The 25,012-nt window shown below is 68.4% G+C and carries 20 protein-coding genes and 1 pseudogene; 14 read left to right on the top strand and 7 right to left on the bottom strand.

Annotated features, from left to right (window positions below; genetic code table 11):
• From JK358_RS31740 to JK358_RS31710, 7 genes are all read left to right on the top strand, one after another.
• A partial coding sequence (locus tag JK358_RS31740) for an AMP-binding enzyme (RefSeq protein ID WP_443677915.1) occupies positions 1 to 310 on the top strand: 310 nt, incomplete at its 5' end.
• Positions 311 to 521: 211 nt separating this feature from the next.
• The gene (locus JK358_RS40500) at positions 522 to 3,857 is read left to right on the top strand and encodes a DUF4132 domain-containing protein (protein ID WP_201954842.1); all 3,336 of its coding nucleotides are present in this window, start codon (positions 522 to 524) and stop codon (positions 3,855 to 3,857) included.
• A 67-nt stretch (positions 3,858 to 3,924) separates the two neighbouring features.
• Entirely contained in the window at positions 3,925 to 4,989 is a 1,065-nt protein-coding gene (locus tag JK358_RS31730) for an ATP-binding protein (protein WP_201954878.1), read from the top strand.
• The gene (locus JK358_RS31725; RefSeq protein ID WP_201954841.1) at positions 4,989 to 7,667 is read left to right on the top strand and encodes a DUF5682 family protein; all 2,679 of its coding nucleotides are present in this window, start codon (positions 4,989 to 4,991) and stop codon (positions 7,665 to 7,667) included. Before JK358_RS31730 ends, JK358_RS31725 begins: the two co-directional genes overlap by 1 nt.
• Positions 7,660 to 8,784 (top strand): VWA domain-containing protein, encoded by a 1,125-nt coding sequence (locus tag JK358_RS31720; protein ID WP_201954840.1) that lies wholly within the window; start codon positions 7,660 to 7,662, stop codon positions 8,782 to 8,784. The genes JK358_RS31725 and JK358_RS31720 overlap by 8 nt, the downstream gene beginning before the upstream one ends.
• The gene (locus tag JK358_RS31715) at positions 8,781 to 10,877 is read left to right on the top strand and encodes a YehQ family protein (protein ID WP_201954839.1); all 2,097 of its coding nucleotides are present in this window, start codon (positions 8,781 to 8,783) and stop codon (positions 10,875 to 10,877) included. Before JK358_RS31720 ends, JK358_RS31715 begins: the two co-directional genes overlap by 4 nt.
• A 543-nt stretch (positions 10,878 to 11,420) precedes the next feature.
• Positions 11,421 to 12,005 carry an RpiB/LacA/LacB family sugar-phosphate isomerase gene (locus tag JK358_RS31710; RefSeq protein WP_232852182.1) on the top strand — a complete coding sequence of 195 codons (585 nt, stop codon included), beginning with the start codon at positions 11,421 to 11,423 and terminating at the stop codon, positions 12,003 to 12,005.
• A gap of 1 nt (position 12,006) precedes the next feature.
• On the opposite strand, the pseudogene JK358_RS31705 reads toward JK358_RS31710, so the two are convergent.
• From JK358_RS31705 to JK358_RS31690, 4 genes and pseudogenes are all read right to left on the bottom strand, one after another.
• A pseudogene (locus tag JK358_RS31705) lies at positions 12,007 to 13,589 on the bottom strand (acyl-CoA synthetase).
• 34 nt (positions 13,590 to 13,623) lie between these two features.
• Positions 13,624 to 14,094 carry a gamma-glutamylcyclotransferase family protein gene (locus tag JK358_RS31700; RefSeq protein ID WP_201954838.1) on the bottom strand — a complete coding sequence of 157 codons (471 nt, stop codon included), beginning with the start codon at positions 14,092 to 14,094 and terminating at the stop codon, positions 13,624 to 13,626.
• Entirely contained in the window at positions 14,091 to 14,864 is a 774-nt protein-coding gene (locus JK358_RS31695) for an MBL fold metallo-hydrolase (protein ID WP_201954837.1), read from the bottom strand. The genes JK358_RS31700 and JK358_RS31695 overlap by 4 nt, the downstream gene beginning before the upstream one ends.
• Positions 14,865 to 14,910: 46 nt before the next feature.
• On the bottom strand, positions 14,911 to 15,819 hold the full coding sequence (locus JK358_RS31690) for a hydrogen peroxide-inducible genes activator (protein ID WP_201954836.1): 909 nt from the start codon (positions 15,817 to 15,819) through the stop codon (positions 14,911 to 14,913).
• 108 nt (positions 15,820 to 15,927) lie between these two features.
• Here JK358_RS31690 and JK358_RS31685 point away from each other — a divergent pair, with 108 nt between their 5' ends.
• The 5 genes from JK358_RS31685 (at position 15,928) to JK358_RS31665 (ending at position 20,462) form a co-directional block, all read left to right on the top strand.
• Positions 15,928 to 16,515, top strand: a complete 588-nt coding sequence (locus tag JK358_RS31685; RefSeq protein ID WP_201954835.1) for a peroxiredoxin — start codon at positions 15,928 to 15,930, stop codon at positions 16,513 to 16,515.
• Positions 16,516 to 16,543: 28 nt separating this feature from the next.
• A complete protein-coding gene (gene ahpD / locus JK358_RS31680; RefSeq protein WP_201954834.1) occupies positions 16,544 to 17,083 on the top strand; it encodes an alkylhydroperoxidase, AhpD family in 540 nt (179 codons plus the stop codon).
• Between the two features lie 173 nt (positions 17,084 to 17,256).
• On the top strand, positions 17,257 to 18,003 hold the full coding sequence (locus JK358_RS31675; RefSeq protein ID WP_201954833.1) for an HNH endonuclease family protein: 747 nt from the start codon (positions 17,257 to 17,259) through the stop codon (positions 18,001 to 18,003).
• Positions 18,004 to 18,024: 21 nt separating this feature from the next.
• Entirely contained in the window at positions 18,025 to 18,720 is a 696-nt protein-coding gene (locus tag JK358_RS31670; protein WP_201954832.1) for a PhzF family phenazine biosynthesis protein, read from the top strand.
• 179 nt (positions 18,721 to 18,899) lie between these two features.
• A complete protein-coding gene (locus JK358_RS31665; protein WP_307817831.1) occupies positions 18,900 to 20,462 on the top strand; it encodes an MFS transporter in 1,563 nt (520 codons plus the stop codon).
• A gap of 16 nt (positions 20,463 to 20,478) precedes the next feature.
• On the opposite strand, the gene JK358_RS31660 is transcribed toward JK358_RS31665, so the two are convergent.
• Positions 20,479 to 21,702, bottom strand: a complete 1,224-nt coding sequence (locus tag JK358_RS31660; RefSeq protein ID WP_201954831.1) for an aminotransferase family protein — start codon at positions 21,700 to 21,702, stop codon at positions 20,479 to 20,481.
• A 105-nt stretch (positions 21,703 to 21,807) separates the two neighbouring features.
• On the bottom strand, positions 21,808 to 22,590 hold the full coding sequence (locus JK358_RS31655) for a DUF5134 domain-containing protein (RefSeq protein WP_201954830.1): 783 nt from the start codon (positions 22,588 to 22,590) through the stop codon (positions 21,808 to 21,810).
• Positions 22,591 to 22,826: 236 nt separating this feature from the next.
• Between JK358_RS31655 and JK358_RS31650 the strand changes: the two genes are divergently transcribed.
• Positions 22,827 to 23,390: a DUF6817 domain-containing protein gene (locus JK358_RS31650; protein WP_201954829.1), complete on the top strand. Its 564-nt coding sequence runs from the start codon at positions 22,827 to 22,829 to the stop codon at positions 23,388 to 23,390.
• On the opposite strand, the gene JK358_RS31645 is transcribed toward JK358_RS31650, so the two are convergent.
• On the bottom strand, positions 23,383 to 24,243 hold the full coding sequence (locus tag JK358_RS31645; protein WP_201954828.1) for an alpha/beta fold hydrolase: 861 nt from the start codon (positions 24,241 to 24,243) through the stop codon (positions 23,383 to 23,385). The genes JK358_RS31650 and JK358_RS31645 overlap by 8 nt on opposite strands.
• A gap of 124 nt (positions 24,244 to 24,367) precedes the next feature.
• Here JK358_RS31645 and JK358_RS31640 point away from each other — a divergent pair, with 124 nt between their 5' ends.
• A complete protein-coding gene (locus JK358_RS31640; RefSeq protein ID WP_201954827.1) occupies positions 24,368 to 24,967 on the top strand; it encodes a VanZ family protein in 600 nt (199 codons plus the stop codon).
• Positions 24,968 to 25,012 lie beyond the last annotated feature (45 nt).

Below are 25,012 nucleotides of genomic sequence, written 5' to 3'. Positions count from 1 at the left end.
CGTCGCCGAAGCCGCCGTCGTCGGAGCATCCGACGCCACCACCGGTCAGGGCATCGTCGCCTTCGTGATCCTCACCGCCGACGCCGAGGACACGGGCGCAGACCTCGTGACGGAGCTCAAAGCCGAAGTGTCCCGCGAGATCTCCCCCATCGCCCGCCCGCGTGAGATCCACGTCGTCCCCGAACTTCCCAAGACCCGCTCCGGCAAGATCATGCGCCGCCTGCTGCGCGACGTGGCCGAAGGCCGCGAACTCGGCGACACCTCCACGCTCGTCGACCCCACCGTGTTCGAAGCGATCGCACGACGCTGATCGCACCCGCGGATCGGCCTGACCGCAATGAGGGGGCCAGGCCGATCCGCGGCCGACACCCGTACCGCACCCCGGACTTGTCACCGTCTCGGCGATCACGCGCGACCTCACCCGATTGCCGGTAACCCACCGGATTCACTTGTCACCGATCACGATTACAGTGCGATCAGCGGGACAGGATTTCGAATACCGGGGAGGGACCGTAGTGGCTGTGGCGCGGCAGTTGGACGAGGACGAATGGGTCGTACCGGACTCCTGGTGGGCCGACGCCGAAGGATTCCGGGGGCGCAGTCCCGCACGCACAATCGTGTTGTGCCAGGACGCGCAGGTCATTCACCGGGAGGCGTTCGAGGACGAGCGCATCGGCACAATTCTGCACGCCACCGCGGCCGCCGGGCACCGCGAGATCGCCGAGGCCGGCACCGCCCTGTGGGAAGGCGGACAGGCCACCCCGCTCGGTGCGGCCACCCTCGCACTCATCACCCAGCACGTCGGCTCCCGGTACGGGCAGCCCGTCGGTCGTCGGCGGCTGCCCGACGACCGAATCGTGGACGCCTGGATCACCGGGCACGGCCTGATGTTCGCCGTCGATTCGGTGATCCGATTGGCGGGCATGACGATTCCCTATCAAACCGACACCCACGTGCGGCCCCTCCACCCCGCTGCCTGCTACTCCAAAACATGTCGTCCGATACTGCGGAGACTGCGGGACATACTGACCGAACTGCCCGAGGACGATTATCGCGCCGTCGTCGAGCGACTCAGCGCCCAACGCAATCCGGCGGCCCGCAGTGTCCGGCTGGCGATCACGTATCTCGCTCCGGCACAGCAGGATTGGCTCGACGACGACCTGGCCGCCGGACTGCAGTTCAACCAGTCCGACCGCGACGACGCGTGGCTGGGCATGGTCGCGTCGGCGACCACCCTCGCGCAGGTGACCGCACTGTGGCACCCGGACGGCCGGATGCTCGCCTGGCCGTCATCGCGCGCCACCGTGACCGCCGTGATCGGGCCGGAGCTCGCAACGCTCGTAGCCGAAGCGCTGGACAAGACCGGCTCACGACCCGACATGCAGCGTGAGCTGGCCGATCTGCTCGCGCAGTTCCCGACCGACGAAGCCTTCGACCTGCTGCTCGATCGCATCGACCGGAAACCGGTGCGGGGTGCGCTGCAGGACGCGATCACGCGGTTCCCACGGCGGGCCCTGCGCATGCTGGCGGCGCGGTCCGCACGCTCGACGGTAGTAGCGGGCCTCCTGCGCACCCAGACGCACACGCACCCCGAGATCGCCGCCGAGCTCGGCATCGTGGCGGACGCCCCGCGCGGCACGGTCGCCTGCGACGGCATCGCCACGCCGGACGAGCTGCCGGAGTTCCTGCGTACTCCACCGTGGGAGCAGCCGAAACCCTCCGCCGACGAGATCGTGCTGCGTGGCCTCGGCACGGCGCGGCCGATCGAACTGTCGTGGCAGGCTGGAGAACAGGAGCTGTGGGCCGACACCCCCACCAATTTCCCCGAGGAGCGGCCGGACTCCCCGGCAGCGCAGGACTGGGACACGGCAATCTCGGCGGCCATCGCGAACGTGGGCAATGCGCCCTACACGCTCGTCCGGTTGTTCGCCACCGCGCCAACCGAACTCGTCGCCCCGCATCTGGATCTGCTTGAACCGGACCACTTCTGGTCCAACACCACGGGAATGATGCGACTGCTCGGCCGCTTCGGTGATCGAGTGCTGCCGCTGATCCTCGCGGCGGTGCGGCGGGATCCGGCCCAGCGAGCCGAGGTACTGGCCCCGGCGACCGGGACCGAGATCACCGCCTTCATGGCCGGACTGCTGGGCAAGCCGACGACCGCCCGCATCGCCGTGCCGTGGCTGGAACGCCATCATGCCCGCGCTGCGGCGGATCTGGTCTCCACCGCGCTCGACAAGCCCACGAGGCCACGCAAAACCGCCTGGGCAGCACTGCATCTGCTCGCGCGGCGCGGATACCGCGACAGTCTGATCGAGGCTGCCGCCGTGTACGGGGAGCAGGCGGTCGCGGCGCTGGAAATCGAGCTGATCGCCGATCCCCTGCACCACCTTCCAGCCAAGATCCCGGCGCTACCCAGCTGGCTGATCCCGGCGGCGTTGCCGCCGATCGTCCTGCGCCACAACAGAACCGCACTACCGGACAGTGTTGTCGCCACGGTGTGCACCACCCTGGCCATCGCGGAGCAGCAGGGCGGGTATCCCGGCGTCGACCTGATAGCGCAAGCCGCCGATCCGGCGTCGCTGGCCGAATTCACCTGGGCACTGCTGGAGTCCTGGCGGGTACAGGAGTATCCACCCACCGAGGGCTGGATCATGCGCGCCCTGGCGGAGTACGGTGACGACGAGACGGCGCGCAAGCTCACCCCGCTCATCCGGGCCTGGCCGGGCGAGTCCGCACACCAGCGCGCGGTGCGGGGGCTCAACGTGCTGGCCGCGATCGGCACCGATCTGGCCCTCATGCAGCTCAACGGGATTGCCGAGAAGGTCAAGTTCAACGGCATCAAAACCCTTGCGACAGAGAAGATCGCGCGGATCGCGCAGGAGCGCGGGCTGAGCACAGAACAGCTGGGCGACCGGCTCGTTCCCGATCTCGGCCTGCGGCAGGACGGGACGCTGTACCTGGATTACGGTCCGCGCGCCTTCGTCATCGGGCTGGACGAGCAGCTGCGCCCCACTATCAATGATGCCGGCGGCGCAGCGCGGAAAACTCTCCCGAAACCCGGTGCCTCCGATGATCCGGAACTCGCGCCGACCGCACACAGGGCCTTCGCCGCATTCAAGAAAGATGTGAAAGCTGTTGCGGGCATTCAGCTCCGGCGGCTCGAGGAGGCGATGGTGCTGGGCCGGCGCTGGACCGCCGCCGAGCATCGGCAGCTGTTCATCGAGCATCCGCTGATCGGCCGGCTGACCCGGCGGCTGGTGTGGGCGACCTTCGATGCCGATGGTGCGGTCACCGGATCGTTCCGGGTGGCCGAGGACGGCAGTCTGGCCGACGCGCGCGACGACGAACTCAGCTTCCCCGAGGACACGACGGTCGGGGTCGCGCACCCATTGCATCTGGGTGACACCCGCTCCGCCTGGGGTGAGATCTTCGCCGATTACGAACTGCTGCAGCCTTTCCCGCAGCTCGATCGGGAGACACACCGGCTCACCGACGCCGAAGCCGCGGCACACCGGCTGGACCGGCTCGAGCGGATCGAAGTGCCCGCAGGCAATCCCATGCGCCTGGTGGCCCGTGGCTGGGAACGCGAAGAACCGCAGGGGAACGGGGATATCGACTGCCTGTTCCGGGTCTTCGGCGACGGCCGCTCGTTCATCGTCTGCTTGGAGCCGGGGTACAGCGCCGCGATGCCACCGGACATCCGCGGCGATCATCAGGCGCTGGACCGGATCTGGCTGGGCAACACGGGTGAAGAACACCGGTATTGGCGCGATCACATCACCTACCCGCTCGGCACACTCGATCCCGTCACGGCCTCGGAGCTGCTCCGCGACCTGGAGTACGTTTTCGCATGAACAACTCCGACATCGAATATTCGGACATCGACCCGCAGGAGCACCGTTGACCACCACGACCGAGCACATGCAGCGGCCGCCCGCCGAGCTGCGGTGGGCCGATGATCTGGCGCGGCTGCGCGACAACGACACCGCGCCCACGCCGCCGGGGTGGGCGTTGAGTGTGGATGCGGCCAAGCGGTTCATCGTGGGCGACCCGAAGCTGGGGATCGCGCGCAAGTTCGTCGGGGACGCGTCGCTGGTGGATCGTGCGCTGGTGAGTCTGGCCACGACCCGGGGACTGCTGCTCACCGGCGAACCGGGCACAGCGAAATCGCTGCTGTCCGAACTGCTTTCGGCGGCCATCTCCGGTGATTCGACGCTGACCATTCAGGGCGGCGCGGCCACCACCGAGGATCAGATCCGGTACGGGTGGAACTACGCGCTGCTGGTGTCGGAGGGACCGTCGGAGCGGTCGATCGTGCCCGCGCCCATGATGCGCGGCATGCGGGACGGCAAGATCGTCCGATTCGAGGAGATCACCCGGTGTCCGCTCGAAGTGCAGGACTCGATCCTGTCGCTGCTGTCGGATCGGGTGCTGGCGGTGCCCGAACTGGGCGAGATGACCTATGCCGTCGAGGGATTCAATGTCATCGCCACCGCCAATACCCGCGACCGGGGCGTCAACGATATGAGTGCGGCGCTCAAACGCCGGTTCAACTTCGAAACAGTCTTCCCCATCAGTGATTTCGCGGCGGAACTCGCGCTGGTGGAGGCGGAGGCGGAGAATCTGCTGCGGCGATCCGGCGTTCCGCAGGCGCCGCAGCGGGATGTGCTCGAGGTCCTCGTCACCGCGTTTCGGGAACTGCGCACCGGCGCAACCGAATCCGGTGCTGCGCTGGATCGCATGTCGGCGGTCATGAGCACCGCCGAGGCGGTATCGGTGGCGCACGCCGTCGGGCTGCGCGGGTGGTATCTGCGCGGCGAATCCGGCGATGCCGCCGATATCGTGCACTGCCTGGCGGGCACCGCGTCCAAGGACGATCCGGAGGATCTGGCGCGACTGCGGCGCTACCTGGAACAGCAGGTGCCGCGGAAACCTGGACGGGCGTGGAAAGCGTTGCACGACGCCCGCTTCCAGCTGCCGGGCTGATGCCCGTGCCACCCACCGCCGCACCGGCGGATGCGGCGACATCGCACCTCCCCATCGAGCTGGGCGCGGCGCGGATCACCTTCATCGGCGTGCGCCACCACAGCCCGGCCTGCGCCAGCCTGGTCCGGGACACGATTCGCGCGCTGCGGCCCGCGCACGTCCTCATCGAGGGCCCCGCCGATATGAACGACCGCCTCGGCGAACTGCTGCTCGGGCACGACCTGCCCATCGCCGTATTCACCAGTTATCGGGATACGACGGCACGGCACATGTCCTGGGCGCCGTTCTGCGACTACTCCCCCGAGTGGGTCGGGCTCACCGAAGGTCGCGCGGTGGGGGCGGCAGTGCGATTCATCGACCTGCCCGCCTGGCATACCGCCTTCCACGGGGCCGAGAACCGGTACGCCGATACCGAACGCCGATACGATCGCGCCGTCGCCCGGCTCTGCCGGGAATTCGCCGTCGACAATGTGGACGCACTCTGGGACCACCTGTTCGAACTGAGCGACACCGCCACCCTCCCACTGCGCCTGGCCACCTATTTCGACCTGGTGCGCGGGGACGACGACGCCGACACCCGCGATCTGATCCGCGAGGAGTACATGGCGCGCTGGGTGCACGCGGCGGTCACGGATATCACGGGCGGGGCCGAGCGGGACGCTGCCTCGACGGTCACGGATGCCGCGTCCCCGGTGCACATTGTCGTCGTGACCGGCGGCTTCCACCGGCCGGCGCTGATTCGTCGACTCCGCGACGACATCGCCCACGGCAGGCTCGGCACGAAGTCCAAGGCGGGCGCGCAGCCGTCGGCCGCGACAATCGGTGCGGTCGACAGCGGGCGGGACGGCATGGGTCCAGCCGCCGGTCACGGAATCGGCGATCCCACGGCCCACTGGCCGGAGGTGCCGGTTGTCCCGGAGGACGGGAGCGGCGGAAGTTACCTGGTGCCGTTCAGTTTCCGGCGGCTCGACGCCTTCGGAGGCTATCAATCCGGAATGCCTTCTCCCGCCTACTATCAGCGGCTCTGGGAGCACGGGCCGGACGCGGCCGCGGAGGAGATCACCCGGTCCGTGGTGCGGCGGCTGCGCATGCGGGGGCAGGCGGTGTCCACAGCTTCGCTCATCGGGGCGCGCACGCTGACCGTCGGGCTGAGCCGGTTGCGTGGGCATGAATCGCCGTCGCGCACCGATGTTCTCGACGGGCTGGCGGGCACGCTCATCACCGAGGCGCTGGACCGTCCGCTGCCCTGGACCGGGCGCGGGCAACTGCCGACCGGCACCGATCCGGTGGTGGTCGAGATGGTGGCGGCGCTGTCCGGGGACACGGTCGGGCGGTTGCACGAGGCGACACCGCATCCGCCGCTGGTGCGCGAGACCTCGAACGAACTGGCGCGGTGCGGGATTCCGGAGGAGGGCCGCTTCCACCTCGATCTGGGCAGCACCGAGGGACTGGATGCCGGCCGGGTTCTGCATCGGTTGCGGGTCATCGGGATTCCCGGATTCGCGCGGATCTCGGGTCCAGCGGTGGGACGGCCACCGGTGTCGGACGAGGAATGGAAGATCACGCCGTCCGATAATCGGCTGCCCGCGCTGATCGAGGCCGGATCGCTCGGCGCGACCTGCGCGGAGGCGGCCGCGACCCGGCTCGATGAGCGATTCGCCGCGGCGGGAAGCGATTCCGGCGGCCTGGCGGATGTGCTGTTCGACGCCACCCTGTGCGGGCTGTCGGAGTTGTCGGAGCGCATTGTCGACAGTGTGCGGGTGCTCGTCGAATCGGCTTCGGAGCCAACGGGACTCGGACGACTGCTTGCCGTCACCCTCGGATTGTGGCGGCACGACCGACTGTTCGGGACGGCCCAGTCCCCGACCCTGGCCACGCTCGTCGACGCGGCCGTGCGGCGACTGCTGTGGCTGGTGGAGGGCGTGCGCGGCGGCCCGGCGCCCGCCGATGACGGCCTGCTGCACGCGCTCGTCGCCATCCGCGACGCGGCCCTGCACGCCGACGCCGTGCTGACCGTCGAAAGAGCCGATGTGGCAGGCGTTTTCAGCCGCTGCACAGCGCCGGACCGGCCACCCGCCCTGCGGGGTGCGGCGGTGGGAGCCGTATCGATCCTCAGCCCGGAACGCACCGTCGACATCGTGCGATCCGTCCGGCTCGCGGGCACGCCCGAGCTCCTCGGAGATTTCCTGGCCGGTCTGTTCGCCCTCGCGCGGGAAGAGCTGCTCGAACCCGCCACCCGTGCCATCACCCCGAACGGCGAGAACCCGAGCGGCACCGGGTCCGGCGACCTGAAGAGCATCGGCCGGGCCGCCGGCGGCATGAGCGGTGCGGCACCCGCGGCGCAGGTCGCAACGGACTCCGGCGACACGGATTTACCGCCGCCCGCGCTACTGGCTGTGCTCGACGAGCTGGTCGGAGGGTTCGGCCGCGACGAATTCCTCGCGGCTCTGCCCGCGCTGCGGCTGGCGTTCGCCTGGTTCCCGCCGCGTGAACGGGCGCGCATCGCCTCCCGGCTGCTCGAGATGCGCGGCCTCGTCACCTCCGCGACGGCGCTGCTGCGACTCGATGTCGATGCGGGGGTGCTCGCCCGTGCGCAGGGGGTGGAATTGCGGGTCGATCGGCTGCTGGCCCAGCACGGCCTGCTGGACGCGACAACCGGTGAAGGTGGCCATGACTGAGCTCGATCCGACTCTGGAACGCTGGCGGCTCATACTCGGCGCGGCCGGGGAGGGCGTGACCTGCGGTGCGGCACTGAGCGATCAGGGGGCCGGGCGCGACGCTGCGCTGGACTGGCTCTACGAACGCGACGGCGACTACGATCGGCGCGATATCCGCCGCACTGGGGGGCTGGGGCCGTCGGTGGTGCAGGCCGTGGACTGGCTCGACGAGATCCACCGGCTGTTCCCGAAGGCCACCATCGAGCGGCTCGAGCGGGATGCGGTGCAGCGGTTCGGATTACAGGAGATCCTCACCGATCCCGGCGTGCTCGAGCGGATGGAGCCCAATGCCGAACTGCTCGGCGCGGTTCTGCGCACCAAACACCTGATGAATCCGGAAGTGCTGCGCATGGCGCGCCGCATTGTCGAGCAGGTCGTGCGTGAGCTCATGGAGCGGCTGGCGCAGGAGATCCGCGCCAGTTTCACCGGCACCCGCTCCCGGCGGCCGAGCCGCATTCCGCGCGCCGCCGACTTCGACTTCCCGAAGACGGTGCGCGCCAACCTGTCCCACTACCGTCCAGAGGAGCGCAAGCTCTACGTCGAGACCGCGCATTTCCGTGGCCGGACTCGCCGTCACGTGGACAACTGGCAGGTCATCCTGCTTGTCGACCAGTCCGGGTCGATGGCGAGCTCGGTCATCCACTCCGCGGTCACCGCCGCGTGCCTGTGGAATCTGCCCGGCATCAAAACCCATCTGATCGCCTTCGACACCGAAGTCGTCGATCTCACCCACGATGTCGACGACCCCGTCGAACTGCTCATGCGCGTCCAGCTCGGCGGCGGCACCGATATCGGCCGCGCCTTCGCCTATGCGGCCCAGCTAGTCGAAAACCCCCGGCGCACCATCATCGCCTGCATCAGCGACTTCTACGAGGGCGGCAGCGAACACTGGCTGGTCCGCACAGCCGCCGCCCTCGTCGCCCAGGGCACCACCGTGCTCGGCCTGGCCGCCCTCGACGAACAGGCCGACCCCGCCTTCGACCGCGCCATGGGGCAGCGCCTCGCCGATGTCGGCGTCCACATCGGCGCCATGACCCCCGGCGAGCTGGCGAACTTCATCGCCTCCACGATCGGATGACCATGCGCCCCGACCTCCTCGCCCTCACCGACGACTCCCTCATCGCCCTGGCCAACCGGGGCATCTTCAAGCGCGCCGTCAAGGAGAACGCCACCACCCCGCCTGCCGTCACCGAATCCCAGGACGGCACAGTGGAAGTCACCTTCTCCGACGGTATCCGCACCACGTTGCCGCCGGGCACCACCCTCGAAGCCTCCCCGTGCACCTGCGCGGCGAACACGGTGTGCCGCCACCGAGTGATGGCGGTCCTGGCCTACCGTGCGTCTGCTGAAACAGGCTCCGACGCAAGCGAACCGGACGCACCGCCAACCGAGCCCGCACGCGGCGAGGCGGCGACCGTTCCCGCCGATGCGATCAGCGGCGACAAGGCGAAGCCCCGCACAGATGACGCAAGCACGTCCCCACCGGACCCCGCTGGGACAGGCGAGCGCGGCGGGTCCGCTTCGCGCGAGTGGTCTCCTGCGGAGTTCACCGACGAGCATTTGCGCGAACTGCTCGGCGCACGCGCCTTCACTGCCGCGCGACGAGCGCACCGCGCCGGTTATCGCGCGAAGGTGCACCGCCCGACCGTTGCCGATCCGGTGCCGTCGGTCGAATTGTCGGCGGTGACAGTGCGTTTCCTGGTGCCGAACGAGATCGGATACGCCCGCGCCGACGCCGCGCGTGGCAGTCGCACCGATGCCATCGCTTTGGCGGTGTGGGCATATCGCGTCGCGGACGAACTCGATGCCACCGCCGAATCACTGGAGGTGACCGTCGGGGCATCCGCCGACGGTTCCGCCGCCGTGGCCGCCACCGCGACGGTGCTCCCGCCGCTGGCCGATCTGCTGAACGACGGTGTCGCGCACGCCGGTCCGGATCTCGCGGGCGTGTTCACCGCAGCCGGGCGGGCACTCGACAGCGCGGGTGCGCGCTGGCCGTACGACGCGCTCGGCGACCTCCTCGATCAACTCGCCGCCTACCGGGACCGCAGCGCCCGGCACGATCCGCTGCGCACCGCCGCCCTCATGGCGGAACTCGTCGCCCGCGGGCGTGCCAGCGCGCGGGACTGGGTTCCGGTGCTCGGCACCGAGGAATCCGCGCAGACGCCGCTGCGGCATCTGCGGTTGACCGGGCTGGGCGCGAACGTGACCGGCGACAGCGAATCACGCAGTGTCGAAGTGTATTTCGCACATCCGGAAGCGCGGATCGTCTTGACGCTGCATCACACCGTGACCGTTGCCGACGGTGCGGAACCCCCGTCTGCGACCGCACTGGCCGCCCGCCGGACCGGATCGGCCCGCTACAGCGACCTGGCTGCCGGAAACGTGGTCACCGAATCCGCGGTGCGGTCGGCGAATCGCACTGTGCGCCTGGCCAACAGCCGGGTGGCGCGCACCTCGGTCCTCCCGTCCTCCGGGGACTGGTCCAAGCTGCCGCCCGAACTCCTCGTGACCGACCTCGACGCGGAGGCCACCCGCCTGGCCGCCCTGCCCCCGTCGCTGATCCGCCCCCGCGTACGCGGCGAATCCATTCGCGCCGTGGCGGTTTCCGAAATCACCGACATCCATTACCTCCCAGGCGAACAGCGTCTCGAGGCCATCCTGCACGCCCCCACCGGCTCCGCCCTGATCACCTACACCCACTCCAGCGCCACCCCCGGCGCCCTGGACGCACTGGCCCACACCCTCTCCGGCGAGGCCGGGCCCGTCCACTATTTGGCGGGTTCCCTCGAACGCCAACACGGCCGCCTGACCCTCACTCCCACCGCGGTGGTCACCGACTCGAAGGTCCACGTCCCCGCTTTCGCCGCCACCGACCATCAACTCCAGCCCGGAACCGCACTCCCCCACCAGGATCCACTGGCAGCCACGCTCGCCTCCGCGCTCTCCCTCACCGCCGAGGTCCCCCACCGAGGCCGCCGCCACCTCCCCCCGACCTGGTATGACCGCGCCGCCGAAACCTCCACCGCACTCCGACGTGTCGGCCTGCGCGCCGCCGGAGAATCTCTCACCGCCCTGCACCGACAGCTGGTCACTGCCAACGATTCCGCCGCACTCGCGCTGTGGGCGGATGCGCACCTCCGCCTATTGATCACGACTGAACAGCTCTAATCCTGAACCCACCAACCGGTCTCGCCATTTCCAACATTAATTCTGCTATTCGACAACAGAATTCATGCCACGTATGTAATTTCGCACCATGCCTTCTCCGCTGCACGAGGTGTTGCTGGAGCTCTTCGCGAATCGGCCCGACCTCGCTCCCCGGTAGTGGTCCTCTCCGCAGCGAGTCAGCCGGTCCTGGGTGTCGTCGTCGAGGTCCAACTTCGACCCGATGTCGACAAGATATGGAGCTGGCCGGTCTACCTCACCACCTTGCGCGCACGTCTGCGCTGCCCCACCGTTCTGCTGGTGTCGACACCCGACGCACGAACAACGAAGTGGCGCGATCACGCATCGATGACTGCTCCGACCTCGACCAACTCGACGTGTGGACCCGGCGGGCTGCCACCGCGCACACAATCGACGAGTTGTTCGGGTGACGGCGGGCCGGTGACCGATCAACCGAACAGCAGGTACCGCACCGAGATATTCCGGATCCTCGAGGCAGAAGGGCGTGCCGGCCTCAGCCCGGAACAGCGAAAAGTCTTCAGCGAAATGGTTTCGACATTCGCCGACGACGCGCTGGCACAGTGGGCCGCTCTGCGGCGTGCGGAAGAAGTGGCGAAGAAGTCCGGGGCGGCGGACGTCGCGCCTCGGCCCGGCAGCGTCGGTTCCGGCGCGCGGGTGGGACACAATCGACTCATGCGGATTTCGGTGGCGGCGGATGAAATCACGGGCGTTGCGAATGTGGTGGTCGAAGAGCTGCGGGAACGCGGCCATGAGGTAGTCGTACACGGCGCCCTGCAGGCGGAGGAGCGAGACGACTGGGCGTGGGCCAGTGAGGCTGCCGCGCGGGATGTGGCCGAGGGGCGGGCGGATCAGGCTGTCGTGTGCTGTTGGACGGGGACGGGGGCCTCGATCGCGGCCAATAAGGTGGCGGGGGTGCGGGCGGCGTTGTGCGTGGACGCGTATTCCGCTGAGGGGGCGCGGAAGTGGAATGACGCCAATGTGCTGGCGTTGAGTTTGCGGCTGACCTCGCGGGCGCAGTTAGGCGAGATATTGGATGCGTGGTTCGCCGGGGCCGCCAGTACCGACCCCGGCGATCGCGCGAATATCGCGCATGTGGATGAGATCGCGTGAGTTACTGCTCGGCGAGAGTCGCGTATTCCGTGCGGAGTTCGCGTTTGAGGATTTTGCCGCTCGGGTTCTTGGGGAGCGCTACGGCGAAGGCGATGTATTTGGGGACCTTGTATCCGGCCAGGTGCTGTTTGCAGTGGGCAACAATGGATTCCACGGCCGGTGCCGTACCGGCGCGGGGAACGACGACGGCTGCGACGGCTTCGATCCAGTGCGGGTGCGGGATGCCCACCACAGCGGCTTCGGAGATCTCGGGGTGTCGGTAGAGGATTTCCTCGACCTCGCGGCTGGCCACGTTCTCGCCGCCGGTTTTGATCATGTCCTTCTTGCGGTCGACGATGGTGAGGTAGCCGTCGGCGTCCAGGACGCCGAGGTCGCCGCTGTGGAACCAGCCTTCGCGGAAGGCTTCCGCGGTTTTCTCCGGGTCGTTCCAGTAGCCGAGCATGGCCTGCGGGGAGCGGTGCACGATTTCGCCGACCGTGCCGGGGGGCACCGGCACGCCCTCGTCGTCGACCACGCGGGTTTCGACATTGAGGGCCGGGCGACCCGCGGAGCCGGGTTTGGTGAGCTGGTCTTCGGGGCGAGAACCGTTGCCAGTGGGGCCAATTCGGTCTGGCCGTAGAAGTTGGTGAGGGCTACGCCGGGGAGGCGGGCGGAGAGTTCGTGCAGGACTTCGACGGGCATGATGCTCGCGCCGTAGTAGCCCTTGCGCAGGGAGGACAGGTCGTAGGAGTCGAAGTCGGGGTGGCGGAGCAGGGAGACCCAGACCGTGGGCGGGCAGAAAAGCTTTGTGGCGCGCTCGGTTTCGATGGTGCGCAACAGGGTGGCCGGGTCGGGGGTGGGGAGCAGGATGCTGGTGGCGCCGAGGTAGAGGTCGGGGGTGAGGAAACAGTGCAGTTGAGCGCAGTGGTAGAGCGGGAGGGCGTGCACTTCGATGTCGTCGGCGGTCATGCGGCCGTCGACGATGGTGCTCACGTACTGGGCGATCAGGGCGCTGCTGGACAGGACCGCGCCCTTGGGGCGCGATTCGGTGCCGGAGGTGTACATGATCTGGATGGGGTCGTCGCCGCCCACCGGGACGCCGGGTGCGGTGGCATCGGCGTGGGTTTCCCAGGCCGACACGTCCTCCCAGCCTGTGGTGATCGGCAGGCCGTTCAGGCCGATCCAGCCCAGTACGCGGAAGTCGTTGGCGTTCAGCTGTTTCAGCGCCGCTTCGACTTCGGCGGTGAGCGCGTCCTCGGCGATCAGGCCGCTGGCACCGGAATGGCGCAGGATATAGGCGACCTCGTCGGCGGTGAGCGTGAAGTTGATGGGCACGGAGATGGCGCCCAGCCGCGCGAGCGCGAAGTACGCCAGCACGAATTCCCGGCAGTTGTGGGTGTAGAGCGCGATCCGATCGCCCTGTGCCACACCGCGATCGGCGAGACTGTGCGCCACCCGGTTGACCGCCGCGTCCAGTTCGGCGAAGGATTCGCGCCGCTCCCGCCAGACCAGCGCCGTCTTGGACGGGGTCCGCGCGGCGCTGCGCCGCAACAGATCTCCGAGGGATTGGCTGCGAGCGCCGGCGACGATGCCTGGAGTATCCATGCCCTCAACATCTACCGCACGGATGTGGCGCGCGTCATACAGTCCCGGTGAGCAAGACCAGTTCCCGCCGCCACGCAGCGCATTTGGCGGCGTAGTAGGGCAGGTGATCGGCGGTGAAGACCGGCACCGACCAATCCTGCTCCAGTGCTTCGGCTTTCCACGTGTAGGTCCACGCGTACACCTCGCACTCCCCCGCGTGCGCCGAGACGGGAGTCAGGTCGTATTCATCGTCCTCGAAGGCGTCGAGTACCTGCCACTCCCCGGCGGTGAGCCCGCGCAGCAGAAACCCGTGCGTGACAGCGCCGGTCGCGGTGACCAGTCCCGGGTACACCCGGTCGGGCAGCGCCGCGGCCCGCCGCCCGGACACCTGTGCGGGTTCGAGTTCCGGTGTGCGGCCGATCAATTCGTTCAGCACCTCGGGATACTGCAGGGTTCCGTACACGAACAGCGGATCACCCGCCGCGGGCAGCAGCCGCCGCCTCCCCCACCGCCGTGCCGCGCTCACAACCCCGCCGCCCGCGCGAACACCACCGCGTCATGGGAATTGATGATTGTCACCTGATGTCCGTGCAGCCGCTGCAGTTCGCGCAACCGCTTCTGGTTCTCCCGGTACGCCTCGCCCAGCACCGATCCGGTCTCGTACATCTTCCAGAAGAACGGCGTCACAGGGGTTTCCGGATGAATCGAACTCTCCACGAAATACGAGTCTCCGGCGTGTAGTAGCCAGCCCGCGCCGGTATCGATCGCGACCCCGGCGTGCCCGCGGGTGTGTCCGGCCAACGGCACCACCAGGATCTCCGGGGGCAGGCCCTCGAGCCCGCGCACCGCGCGGAAGCCGAACCAGTCCTCGCCGCCCTCGACCTCGTTCACCATCCACTTCGGCCCGTGCGACCAGTTCGCGGCGCGGTAGCGCAGCTTCTCGGAGAAGGTGGGCGTCGCGGTGGCGGCCCGGAACTCCGGCCCGTGCACATGCACCGTGGCCTCCGGGAAATCCGAGAGTCCGCCGCAGTGGTCCACATCCAGATGCGTGAGGATGATGTGCCGGACATCGCGCGGATCGTGGCCCAGCGCCTGGATCTGCCGGATCGCGGTCTCGGATTCGGCCAGCTTCGCGCCGAGCGTGAATCGCGTAGGGCCCAGCATCTTCCCAGGATTGCGGACCGTCTCCACCCCGAATCCGGTGTCGACGAGCACGAGTTCGTTCTGGGTTTCGATCAGCAGGCAGTGATCGACCAGGCCCCGCATGGTTCCGCAATTCAGGTGATGAATCCGCACCGGCCCGAGGGTTCCAGAGCGGACGGTATGCCGCAACCGAGCCCGGTCACACCGGCCGCAGCGCGCGGATGATCCCCGCGAGGTGTTCGTAGTCCTCGGTGCGCGCGGTGGAGGCGCGGAAGGCCAGCCCGAGCGTGCGCCCCGGCGCGGGCGCGGCGAAGCGGGCGATATCCAGTGTGCCGCGCGAGGTTTCGGAGGCCACCGCCATCTCGGGGATGAGCGTCACGCCGAGATCGCCTGCCACGCACTGCACCACCGTGGCCAGTGATGCCGCACGGGTGTCCCCGACCGTGCCGGGGTGCGCGTCGTTCGAACGGCACAGATCCAGCGTCTGATCGCGCAGGCAGTGCCCCTCGTCGAGGAGCAGCAGCGGGAGACTGTCGAGGTCGCGGGCGGACAGGTCCCTGCGCCCGGCGAATTCGTGCCCGCGCGGCACCACCAGCACGAATTCCTCGGTGTACAGGGGAATCTCGACCAGACCGGAGGCATCGGTGGGCAGCGCCAGCAGCGCCACGTCCAGCACGCCCGACCGCAGCCCGTCCAGCAGCCGCGTCGTCTGATCCTCGATCACATGTGGCACCAAACTCGGCAGTTCCCGGCGTAATTCGGGCAACAGCGCGGGCAGCACATACGGGGCTACCGTCGGGATGATGCCCATGCGCAGCGTGCCACCGAGTCCGGAACCCGCCGCCGAGGCGACGAATCGATCCGCCGCCTCGAGCGTCGCCATGGCCTGGGGCAGCAGCCGTTTACCGGCGGGCGTGACCAGCACCCGCCGCGTACTGCGTTCGATCAGCTGCAGCCCGAGCCCGTTTTCCAGTGATGCCAGAGCCTGCGATAACGTGGGCTGGCTCACGCTCAACCGCGCTGCGGCCGTTCCGAAATGGCGATATTCCGCGATCGCCACGAACGCACGCAGCTGCGACAGGGTTGGCTGATAAGTTTGATCAGTCACGCCTATCAGTATAGTGCGACCGATCACCTTTACCTTTTATCGAGGTTTGGGCAAGATCGTTCGCGAGAGTCACGACACGATCGAATCGACTACGAAAGAGGAGCAAGCATGCCCCTGCTGACCATCGGCGACCAGTTCCCCGCCTACAACCTCAAGGCTGTTATCGGCGGTGACCTTTCGCAGGTGAACGCGCAGCAGCCCGACGACTACTTCACCCAGATCTCGAGCGACGACTACGCCGGCAAGTGGCGCATCGTCTTCTTCTGGCCGAAGGACTTCACCTTCGTGTGCCCGACCGAGATCGCCGCCTTCGGCAAGCTGAACGAGGAGTTCGCCGATCGTGACGCGCAGGTGCTGGGTGCGTCTGTCGACAACGAGTTCGTGCACTTCCAGTGGCGTGCCCAGCACGAGGATCTGAAGACCCTCCCCTTCCCCATGCTGAGCGATCTGAAGCGTGAATTGGCCGCTGCCACCGGCGTTCTCAACGCCGACGGCGTCGCCGACCGCGCCACCTTCATCATCGACCCGAACAACGAGATCCAGTTCGTGTCCGTGACCGCCGGTTCCGTCGGCCGCAATGTCGACGAGGTGCTGCGGGTGCTCGACGCCCTGCAGTCCGACGAGCTGTGCGCCTGCAACTGGAAGAAGGGCGACCCGACCATCAACGCCGGCGAACTGCTGTCGGCCTCGGTCTGAGTCGCTTTCTAGAAGGAGCTGTTTCGCTTTGTCTGTCGAGAACCTGAAGAACTCCCTGCCGGAGTACGCCAAGGATCTGAAGCTCAACCTGTCCTCGATCGCGCGCACCACCGTGCTGAACGAGCAGCAGCTGTGGGGCACCCTGCTGGCCTCGGCTGCCGCCACCCGGTCGGCCACCACGCTGCGCGAGATCGCCGAGGAAGCGGCCGATGTGCTGTCGGCCGAGGCGTACAACGCCGCCCTGGGCGCCGCCTCGATCATGGGCATGAACAATGTGTTCTACCGTGGCAAGGCGTTCCTCGAGGGTAAGTACGACGACCTGCGCGCCGGTCTGCGCATGCAGATCATCGGCAACCCGGGCGTGGACAAGGCCGATTTCGAGCTGTGGTCGTTCGCGGTCTCCTCGATCAACGGCTGCCAGCACTGCCTGGAGGCGCACGAGAACACGCTGCGCGAGGCGGGCGTGTCGCGCGAGGTGATCTTCGAATCGCTGCGGGCCGCCGCGATCGTGGCCGGTGTCGGCCAGGCCGTGGCGTCCACCGAGGCGCTGGCCACCGCGTCGGTCTGATCCGCGGGGTCTTTCCCTCCGACAGCTGAAAGGGCTGTGTACCCGACCGGTACACAGCCCTTTCGGCGTTCCGGTGAACACTCGCTCCAGATTTGCCACCAGATAGCTGCAATCGGGTCACCGGTCTGCAACGTTCATCGGGAGGATTCGGATCGAGCCATAGACTGCGCGGCATGCCCCCGCGATCCCGGACCACCGGCCGGCGCCGCCGGCGCAAGTTCTTCGCCACCGCCGTCGTGCTCGCGGCGGCTGCCGCGGCCGGGTCGGCCCTCTGGCTCAACCGGCAGGACGCCGACACCGCGGCAGCGCCCACCTCCGACTCGACCGGGACGGTCGTACCGGACGCGGTGGGGGCGCGAGGCGAGCTGGATCGGCTGCGCGTCGCCTGGAATCGCAACTGGGAATCCTACGACCGCAATGCCTTCGGGTCGGGCTGGTCGGGCCACGGCGGCGAGCCCGTACTGTCCGGCGGATGCACCGCGCGGGAGACGGTCATGAAGCGTGATCTCACGGAAGTGCGTCTGGCAGACAGTAATTCGTGCATGGTGTTGTCCGGGGTGCTGCACGATCCCTACACCGGGGCGCGGCTGCCCTACAACCGGTTCCACGCCTCCGGCATCGAACTCGATCATGTGGTCGCACTCGGTGACGCGTGGCGGTCCGGGGCCTCGGAATGGGACGCCGGGCGGCGCGAGCAGTTCGCCAACGATGTGGGGAACCTGCTGGCCGTGGAGAAGCAGGCAAATCAGGACAAGGGCTCGAAAACCCCGGATCAGTGGAAGCCTCACGAATCGTACTGGTGTGATTACGCCCGCCGCTGGATAGCGGTGAAAGCGCGCTGGGATCTGACCGTCCAGCCCACCGAAAAGACCGCTCTGACCGACATGCTGGACCGATGCACCCCTCCCGCCGCGCGGTAACCATCGGTAAGCTCGGCGTTCATGGGTACTCCCGAAAGCGATAGCACTCAGCTCGAAGTCGTACGCGTGTTCACCGATACGGCGGGCCGGTTCGGCAATCCGCTGGGCATCGCCCGCGCCGCCGACGTCACCGGCGTCGACCATCAGGCCCTCGCCGCCCGCGCCGGATACAGCGAAACCGTGGTGGTCGAGGAACCCGCCGCCGACCGCGCCACCGTGCGCATCTACACCCCCGCCGTGGAACTCCCCTTCGCCGGACACCCCACCGTCGGCACCGCCTGGTGGCTGGCCATGCTCGGCAAGCCCGTCGCGGTGCTCGACGTCCCCGCCGGCCCGGTCGAGGTGTCACCACTGACCGACGGCGTCACCTGGATCCGCGCCCGCTACGAATGGGCCCCCAAATTCGAGTTCCACGAATTCTCCGACCTGGCGGAGCTTGCCACCCTGGACCCGGCCGACTTCCCCGAGGGCCAGCACTACGCCTGGGGCTGGAACGACGAGGCGCGCGGCACCGTCCGCACTCGAATGTTCGCCCCCGCCATGGGAATCGCCGAGGACGAGGCTACCGGCGCGGCGGCCATCGCACTCACCGCCCAGTTGCAGCGCGGGGTCTACATCACCCAGGGCCAGGGCTCCCAGCTCTACACCGAATGGGATTCCGACGGCTGGGTGCGATTGGGCGGGCGGGTAATCGCAGACCATCCGGTCGTCATCTGATCCTCCGGTCTGTGTTCGAAAACCCTTCCCCACCTCGCTGATTCGAGGACGGCGCGGTGGCCGGGCGGGTGGCGGCAGCCGAAATTCGATTGCGGTTTCTTGTCGGTGGGCGATGAGATGGTGGACACCGCGACGTCAACACAGGCAGTTGCCGCATCCCGATCGGAAGGAAATCTGCCGTGTCCACCACCATCGGACCCATGCCGTCCGACGCGCTGGATGAGCGCGCCGGCAAACGGGAATGGATCGGGCTGGGCGTACTCACGCTCGCATGCCTGGTGTACGCCATGGATCTCACGGTGCTGCATCTGGCCGTACCGCAGATCAGTGCGCAGCTGCAGCCAACCAGCTCACAGCTGCTGTGGATCATCGATGTCTACGGGTTCCTGGTGGCCGGGCTGCTGATCACCATGGGCACACTCGGGGATCGGATCGGGCGACGCAAACTGCTCATGTACGGCGCCGTGCTGTTCGGCGTGGTGTCGGTGCTGGCGGCCTTCGCGCCCACCGCCGAGACCCTGATTCTGTGCCGCGCGCTGCTCGGCATCGCGGGTGCCACCATCGCGCCCTCCACCCTGTCGTTGATCTTCAACATGTTTCGCGACGCGCGGCAGCGGTCACTGGCCGTCGGTGCGTGGGTGACGGCGTTCTCGGCGGGTGGCGTGATCGGGCCGGTGCTGGGCGGATTGATGCTCGAACACTTCTGGTGGGGGTCGGTGTTCCTGCTGGCCGTGCCGGTGATGGTGCTCCTGCTGGTGCTCGGGCCGCGTGTACTGCCGGAGTTCCGCGACGAGGAGGCCGGGCGGCTCGATCTGATCAGCGCGGCGTTGAGTGTGGTCGCCATGATCTCGCTGGTACTCGCCATGAAGAACTTCGCCCAGGATGGTGCGGGAATCGTGCCGCTGGTGGCGCTGACCGTCGGTCTCGCGGCGGGTGCGCTGTTCGTGCGACGGCAGCTGAACCGGCCCGATCCGATGCTGGATCTGCGCCTGTTCCGCTTCGGTACGTTCCGAACGGCGTTGGCCATCAATATGATCGGCATCTTCGTGGCGTTCGGGTATTTCCTGTTCGTGGCGCAATACTTCCAGCTGGTGCTCGGAATGTCGCCGCTGAAGGCCGGATTGGTGATGGCGCCGTCGAGCCTCGGATTCATCATCGGCTCGCAGGCCGCGCCGCACATCGTGCGGTTCGTGCGGCCTGCCTACCTGATCGGGGCCGCCATGGCCCTGGCCGCGATCGGTCTGGCCATGCTGACGCAGGTGCCGGTGGACGGTCATCCGCTGCCGGTGGTGATCGCGTCCTCGCTCATCGCGCTGGGCCTCGCACCGGTGTTCGGCATCACCACCGAACTCATCGTCGGCTCGGCCCCGCCGGAACAGGCCGGAGCCGCCTCGGGTTTGTCCGAGACCGCCGCGGAACTCGGTGGGGCACTGGGTATCTCGGTCCTGGGCAGTATCAGCATCGCCATCTATCGCGGCGGGCTGGATGACACACTGCCGCACGGAATTCCGGGCGCGGAAGCCGTACGCGACACCCTCGGCGCGGCGGTCGAGGTCGCGGCGACCCTACCCGGACCGCTGGGCGAGGCCGTCCTCCAGGCCGCGCGCGAATCCTTCGTCCAGGGCATGCATCTGATCGTCGGCATCGCGGCGGTCGCGGCGCTGGCGGTGTCCGCGCTGGCAGTCGCGAAGCTACGCCACCTCCCCGCCGGAGAGATCTCCAGCGGGGACGGCCAGCACTGACGGGTGCGGGTTCGGGCTAACCCAGGGCTGCGGCGAAACCGGCGGCCATATCGGCGACCTGCGCCTCGGTGATGACGAAGGTGGGCGAGATCTGCAGCGCGCCCTGACCGGCGGCGCGGGTCGAGACGCCGTGCTGCCGCAGGGTTTTCACCATGGCGAGGGCCTCGGCGGGGTCGGCGAGCTGGACGGCGGTGACCGCGCCCAGGCCGCTGCGGACCTCGGCCACCCGGGGGTGCTCCGCCAGCGGCGAGAAGTGCTCGTGCAGCAGGGATTCCAGGTTCTTGCTGGCGTCGAGCAGATTCTCACGCTCGATGATGTCGAGGTTGGCCATGGCAGCCGCGGCGGAGGCGGCGTGGCCGCCGTAGGTGTAGCCGTGGCGGAACCAGACGCCGCCCGCGAAGAACGGCTCGGCGACGCGCGGGGCGATGAACACCGCGCCCATGGGCAGGTAGCCGGAGGTCAAGCCCTTGGCGGTGGTCATGATGTCGGGTTCCAGATCGAACCGCGAAGAGGCGAACCAGGATCCGCCGATGCGGCCGAAGCCGGTCACCACCTCGTCGGCCACGAACAGGATGTCGTTCTCGCGGCAGATGCGGCGCACCTCGGTGAGGTAGCCCTGCGGCGGCAGGTAGACGCCGCCCGCGCCGATGATCGGCTCGGCGAAGAACGCGGCGATGCGGTCCGCGCCGAGCTCGGCGATGAGCGCGGACAGCGAGGCGGCGTCGTCCCAGGCGACGGTGCGCGCATCGGTCATGAGCTCGCCGCAGCCCTCACGGTTCACCGGGATGCCCGCGAGCGCGGTACCCGCGACGTGCATGCCGTGATAGGCCTTCTGGCGGCCGACGATGATGTTCTTCTCGGGCTTGCCCTGCTCGTGCCAGTAGCGCCGGGCCAGCTTGGCCGCGGTGTCGATACCGTCGGAGCCGCCCGAGGTGAAGAAAATCTTGCTGCCGGGCACCGGCGCGATACCGGACAGCCGCTCGGCCAGCTCCCGCAGCACCGGGGAGGCCAGGTCACCGAAGTTGGAGTAGTGCGCGATCTCCCCCAGCTGCTTCGACACGGCATCGGCGATCTCCCGCCGCCCGTGCCCCACATTCGTGAACCACAGCCCGGCGGTCGCGTCCAGGTAGCGAGTCCCCTGCTCATCCCAGATATAGGCGCCCTCACCGCGCGCCACCACGAACGCCCCGTCCTTCTCGACCGCACCCATATCGGCGAAGCCATGCCACAGCGAACCCATCGAACACCTCCGTCACACCGACACCGAGCCACCCACCCGGGTAGCCGACCGACTCCTCACCATCACACCATCACGCTCGTGAGCAGCGCGAACTACCCCCGGTGATCAGCCCATCGCCGCGGCGATCAGCATGTACGCCGTCCCCAGGTCCATCACCACATGCGGCAGCACGGCAACCGGCCCGCCGACCCCGATCGGATGCGGAAAGATATGGCGCAGAGCCGATCTCGACGATGGCACCGCCATCGCCAGCGCATCCGCCAGAAACAGCGCCGCCAAGGCCACCATCGGCGCGGGCTCGGGCGCGGTATGCCCGGACACCGCGTGCCCGCTCATCGCATAGAGCATGGCCGCGGCCGCCACCACGTGATACGCGAAGGCCATGACTCCCTCGCCGGGCAGCACCGCGCCGGGCATCGCGGTGGGGGCCACGCCTCCGGCGGGCGTCGGGCCGGGCACTATCGCCGCGCTCGGCGACGCCGCGCGGTCGCGTAGCGATGACTCGTTCCGGTCCGGCACCCGGGTCAGGTTGCGCCACTGCAGAATCCGGCCGACCAACAGCAGCGCGTAGACCAGCGTCATGGCTGTCAGCACACCGTGCAGGGCACGCGGCTCGACGGTCGCCGGGAAAACCAGCATGGCCAGCATCACCAGGCACATGAGCAGATGGGCCGCATCGGATTCGGGGTCGATCGCGCGCACGCCGCGGTGCGACGGCGCGGCGGTATCGGACCCGCCCGGCGCGAAGCGGCTCGCGCCCGGCGTGAGCATCGCCGCCGCGCCCGGCTGTACCGCGGCCAGACGGCGCAGGACGATCAGGGCTGCCAGACCGAAAGCCGCCACGGCCAACCAGCGGAGGGCGCTGTATTCCTCCACGAATGCGGCCACACCCCACCACCTTTCAGCACGGCGAGCACCCGAGCCTCACCCTCTATGCTCGCATCAGCGGCGCGGCGTCGGCGAAGATTTGTCCGCAACCGATACCGGCAACCGGTCGGCGGATCCCCTTCCCCAGGTCGGCACCCGTAGCGCCCCGCCCGCCGGGGATCCGGCGCGACCGATGCACGCGATCGAAGGAGTCGATCGTTGTGGCCACACCGGCGAAACCGGACGAGACTGGGGATATGAACGATCTCGGGGAGATTCCGGCTCAGCGGGAGCGTGTCGAGCAGTTCCTTCGCGAGCGGGGAGCCGAGGGCATACCCCACCCCGGCGGCACGTTGCTCGCCCATCTGATCCGGGTTGGCGACACGCTGGCCGGGTGGGGTGCGCCCGTCGATGTCCAGCTGGCCGGGCTCAGCCATGCCACGTATGGGACCGACGGGTTCGCTCGGGCGCTGCTGCCGCCCGAGGAGCGCGGCACGCTCGCCACGCTCATCGGTGATCACGCCGAGGCGCTGGTCTACCTGTACGGCAGTTGTGATCGGGATGCCGTGTACCCGCAGCTGCACGGCAGTCCGGTGATCTTCCGGGATCGGTTCACCGGGCTGGCCTATGAGCCGCCCCGATCCGACCTGCGGGCGTTCGTCGAGATCACGGCCGCGAACGAGCTGGATGTGCTGGCGCACAACGGCGAGCTCGCGGAGAAGTACAGCGAGGCGCTGTTCCAGCTGTTCGAGCGAGCGCACCACCTGCTCTCGGCGCAGGCGTGGCAGGCGTGCCGGGAGCAGCTCGGCCCGGCTACGTGACGAGAAACTTCGTCAGCGCGGTCGCGACGGCGGCCGGGTTCTCCAGCTGGGGGTAGTGGCCGGTCGCGGGCGCCTCGTCGAGGACCACGAATTCGGCGTGCGGCAGTCGTTCGCGCAGCCGGGGCAGCAGATGTCCGCCGCTGATCGGGTCGACCGGTCCCCAGACGAAAAGCATGGGGCCGGAATAGGTTTCGAGTGCCCGCTGCCAGCGTTCGGCCTGCTGTACCCGCTCGGCGTGATACCGGTTCAACCCCCACTGCACCCGCCGGCCGCCATTGTCCGACATGGCCAGCCACAGTTCGTGCATATCCGCGTCCGAGATCTGCCGCCCGAGGATGCGGCGCAGGGACGCCGCGAAAGCGCGCTCGACCATGACCGGGCCGAGCAGCTTGCCCAGCGGCCCGATCATCACGCGCTGGATCGGCAGCGGACGGTACAGGTCGACATAGAGACCGCCGTTCAACCACGCGCTGCGGGTGATCCGCGTGGCGTCGCGGGCCAGCAGCTCCTGCGCCACGCTCACGCCGTAATCGTGTGCCACCAGGGCGGTTTCGCCGATGCCGAGGTGACGCCACAACTCCTCTACGAGGGATGCCTGCTCGGTCATGCGGTAGTCGTGGCCGACCGGTTTGTCGCTCGCGCCGAAGCCGAGGTAGTCGAGTGTGGTCACCCGCAGTCCGGCGGCGGTCAGGGCCGGGAGCACGGACACCCAGTCGTGCGAGGAGCTCGGGTAGCCGTGCAGCAGGGTGACCGGCCGCCCGTCGGCGGGACCGTCCTGACGGTGAAATATCGAATGTCCGGCGATGGTGAGGCGCTCGCCTCCGGCAACCCATTCCGAATACGACGGCTGCATAACTGGGCCTTCCCGTGGATGCGGTTCTCCCCGCACACTAACCCAATCGGTCTCATTTCGGAACCACTTGGACCGCGACGACTTCTCCACGGTTTCACCACATTTCGCCGCTAGCGTGGTTGCCGTGCGACAGGTGTGGGACATGTGGGGCGGGGTCCTGACGGTGTGGGCGCTGGCGCTGCCGGTACTCGCGGCGGGAGGGTGGGCCGCGCTGCGATGGCGCGTGCGACGAGGGGTGGCACGCGATATCGCCCTGCGCCACACCCTGGCCGAGGCCGGAATTCTCGGCGGCACCCTGCCGTGGATCTGGATGATCCTCACGCCCACCACCGGTGAACGGCTGGTGAGCTGGGTGCCGCTGGTGGATCTCGCCGAGACGCTGACCGATTCGGCCACCGCCGCCGTGGTGCAGGTCGGAGCCAACCTGGTGCTGTTCCTGCCGCTCGGATTCCTGCTGCCGCTGCGCCTGCCCGCCCTCGCCGGCGCGGCCCGCCTGTTCGCCGTCGGTGCGGTGATCTCCGGATCACTCGAAATCGCCCAGTACGCCCTGGATCTCGGCCGCGTGTCCTCGGTGGACGACGTGCTGATGAACGCCACCGGAGCGGCCATTGGCGGCTGGCTCTCAGCGCATGCGAAACACCGGACCGCGCGGGCGGAACGGCAGCGAGGCGCCGGGCGTGATCAGGTAGGCGTGCTCATGCCGGACACGCAGCACATCACGTAGGAGGCTATGGCGCCCAAGACTTTCCGAGGAGCTCGGTGTTCATGG

This window comes from Nocardia acididurans (assembly GCF_016741815.1).
GTDB classification, from domain to species: Bacteria; Actinomycetota; Actinomycetes; order Mycobacteriales; family Mycobacteriaceae; genus Nocardia; species Nocardia acididurans.
This window is presented reverse-complemented; position numbering and strand designations above follow the sequence as displayed.